This window comes from Photobacterium sp. OFAV2-7 (genome assembly GCF_022347985.1).
Lineage (GTDB): Bacteria > Pseudomonadota > Gammaproteobacteria > Enterobacterales > Vibrionaceae > Photobacterium.
The window spans coordinates 1-2,622 of record NZ_JAKRFQ010000755.1 but is presented as its reverse complement, the minus strand read 5'-3'; the positions used below and the strand labels follow the sequence as shown (position 1 = coordinate 2,622).

At 49.7% G+C, this 2,622-nt stretch carries 3 protein-coding genes and 1 pseudogene; all 4 read left to right on the top strand.

The features are described from left to right. The coding region (locus tag MHN01_RS24085; RefSeq protein ID WP_239413910.1) for an AraC family transcriptional regulator at nucleotides 1-186 on the top strand (186 nt) is incomplete at its 5' end. 36 nt (nucleotides 187-222) lie between these two features. Further along, nucleotides 223-1,401: a carboxylesterase gene (locus MHN01_RS24080; RefSeq protein WP_239413909.1), complete on the top strand. Its 1,179-nt coding sequence runs from the start codon at nucleotides 223-225 to the stop codon at nucleotides 1,399-1,401. 3 nt (nucleotides 1,402-1,404) lie between these two features. Next, nucleotides 1,405-2,058 (top strand): NAD-dependent epimerase/dehydratase family protein, encoded by a 654-nt coding sequence (locus MHN01_RS24075; RefSeq protein ID WP_239413907.1) that lies wholly within the window; start codon nucleotides 1,405-1,407, stop codon nucleotides 2,056-2,058. A 151-nt stretch (nucleotides 2,059-2,209) separates the two neighbouring features. Beyond that, nucleotides 2,210-2,622, top strand: a pseudogene (locus tag MHN01_RS24070) (hypothetical protein); the annotation flags it as partial.

Below are 2,622 nucleotides of genomic sequence, written 5' to 3'. Positions count from 1 at the left end.
GGCAGAAGTGCCCGGGATCATATTCACTTTTTCATCATTGATCGCGCAAAGACCCAGTTGCTGGGCACCAACCAGCCGATAAGCCAGATTGCCTACGGGCTGGGATTTGACTATCCGGCGCACTTTACCAAGTTGTTCAAGAAAAATACCGGCGTCAGTCCGTCCCAGTTCAGGGTTCTTAACTAACACTGTTTATTTCGCTGCAAACACAGGTTATCCAGCATGAAAAAATATGCGTCTCTTATGGCCATCGTACTGTCGATGATGGTCATAGCCGGTTGCACCTCACATTTGTCACGCTCGACACCGCTGAATTTATCTGGCGACTATTACAACTATATCCAGCCAAGTTTTGACCAATATTTGGAAGAAACGGAAAACTGGCTGCGGCAAAACCGCCAGTTCATCACCAGCAACCACGATAAAGAGCTGGCAATGAATATGCCGTTTGAACTGACACCCGAGCAGCCAACCAATAAGGCCGTTCTGTTTGTTCACGGCCTGGGTGACTCTCCCTACAGCTTTTCCGATCTTGCCAATACCATGGCTGAGCAGGGTTTCTATGTTCAGACATTGTTGCTGCCAGGCCATGGCAGTAAACCGCTGGACATGATGCTGCCAAGCTATCAGGATTGGCAGACGATGGTCGATCACTATGCCAACCAGCTAAAGCAAGAATATGATGAAGTCTGGCTCGGTGGCTTTTCAACCGGGGCTAATCTCGTCACCATCCATGCCATTGATCAGGGCGATATCGACGGGCTGCTGTTGTTCTCGCCGGGCTTTCAGACCCAGACTCCCTATCTGGAGAAACTAACCCCACTTGTAGCTGCATTCTGGGATGGCTACCAGACGGAAGAAAACAACCTTGCCCGCTATAACTCGGCACCACTTAACGGCGCTATCGCCTATTCGGACAGTGCAACGGCGCTCAGAAACAAGCTCAAGCAGCATACACTGACGATCCCGACGCTGATTGCGATCAGCGAGGCCGATAGCATCATCGACCCCGATGCAGTGAAAAGTCTGTTTGAGACCCGTTTTGAGAACACTTCCAACCAGTTGATCTGGTATGGAGAGCAACAGCAACCAAATCGCCGGATCGTTCAGAAAAGCATGCACCTTGACCAATACAAGATCAGCACCGGTTCTCACATGAGTCCGATTTTCGCCCCGTCTAACCCCTACTATGGGGACAAGGCAGAGAAGATCATGTGTGAAAACAGCTTCAGCAGTGATGATACCGACCGCTGCAACCAAGGTGAGCCTGTGTGGTTTTCAGCATGGGGTTACACAGAAAGTGGAAAAATCCATGCACGACTGACATGGAACCCTTACTACAACGAGCTAGAAAACAACATTTCCCGACTGACTCAGTCTTCAGCATCGAAAGAAGGTTAATAAATGAAACTAATTATTACCGGCGCAACGGGTATGGTCGGCAAGGGAGCATTGCTGGAAGCTCTGGACTCTGCCGATGTCAGTGATGTACTCGTGGTTAGCAGGCGCCCTTGTGACATTCACCATCCCAAGCTACAGGAACTGCTCATCGACGACTTTATGCAGATAGCCAATGTTGCCGACCAACTTGCAGGCTACGATGCAACCTTGTTTTGCCTGGGTGTCTCATCGGTTGGCATGAGCGAACAGGATTACCGGGCTGCCACATATGATCTGACCCTGGCCTTTGCAAATACTGTTCTCGAACAAAACCCGACAATGACATTCTGTTTTGTCAGCGGCTCAGGTACAGATATCAACAGCAAAACCATATGGTCAAAAGTGAAGGGAGAAGCCGAAGCCGCGCTGCAGGCCCTTCCTTTCAAAGGCAGCTACATGTTCCGCCCGGCGTTCATTCAGCCGCTAAGAGGGATCCGTTCAAGAACTGCGATCTACAACGCCATGTATTCAGTGCTAAAGGTAATAAGCCCGTTACTGATAAAAGTGTTTCCCAACTACGCCACCACGACAACCCAGTTGGGCAACGCCATGATCCAAGTTGCCCGCCATGGCTATGATCGCCCTGTGCTTGAAGCCAAAGACATAACGAAATTCTAAGTGAAGCAGTGTGTCAAATCCCTAACGATTTGACACACTTTATTACATTAAAAACACCGTTCAATTCATACAGGACCTATTCAGAAAACGATTGCTAATCTTGCCCCCATAGAAGAACAACACTTACTCAGTTTGATATAAGGGCACGGCAATGAACACTTTCATACAGACATCTATCGCTTCCGTTTTAGGCCTTACATTACTCACCGGTTGTGTTAATCCTGGTGAAGATGATCCCAATGCCTCCACCAAACAAGGAGCTGCTGGCGGCGCTTTATTAGGGCTGACGCTTGGGGCATTAACAGGTGATGCTGAGCTGGCGATGAAAGGAGCCGTTGCCGGCGGTGTGGCAGGCGGTGTAGCTGGTGCCACCAACGATATCCAGAACAACCGAGAGAACATCCGTCACGAAAGCCGCAACGAATCACTGGCACAGATTGGTAATGGCGGCAGTGCCTCAACGGCTCCCTCTCAACACAAGGCTCAAAACTGGGAGCAGCTAGATAATTTTACCGGTAACTGGAATGTCAGTATCTGGAGCGGTGCAACAGAGCAGCCTGTAAC

Coding starts and splice junctions, on each gene's coding strand:
- MHN01_RS24080 (WP_239413909.1), top strand. CDS start 223: ATGAAAAAATATGCGTCTCTTATGGCCATCGTACTGTCGATGATGGTC.
- MHN01_RS24075 (WP_239413907.1), top strand. CDS start 1,405: ATGAAACTAATTATTACCGGCGCAACGGGTATGGTCGGCAAGGGAGCA.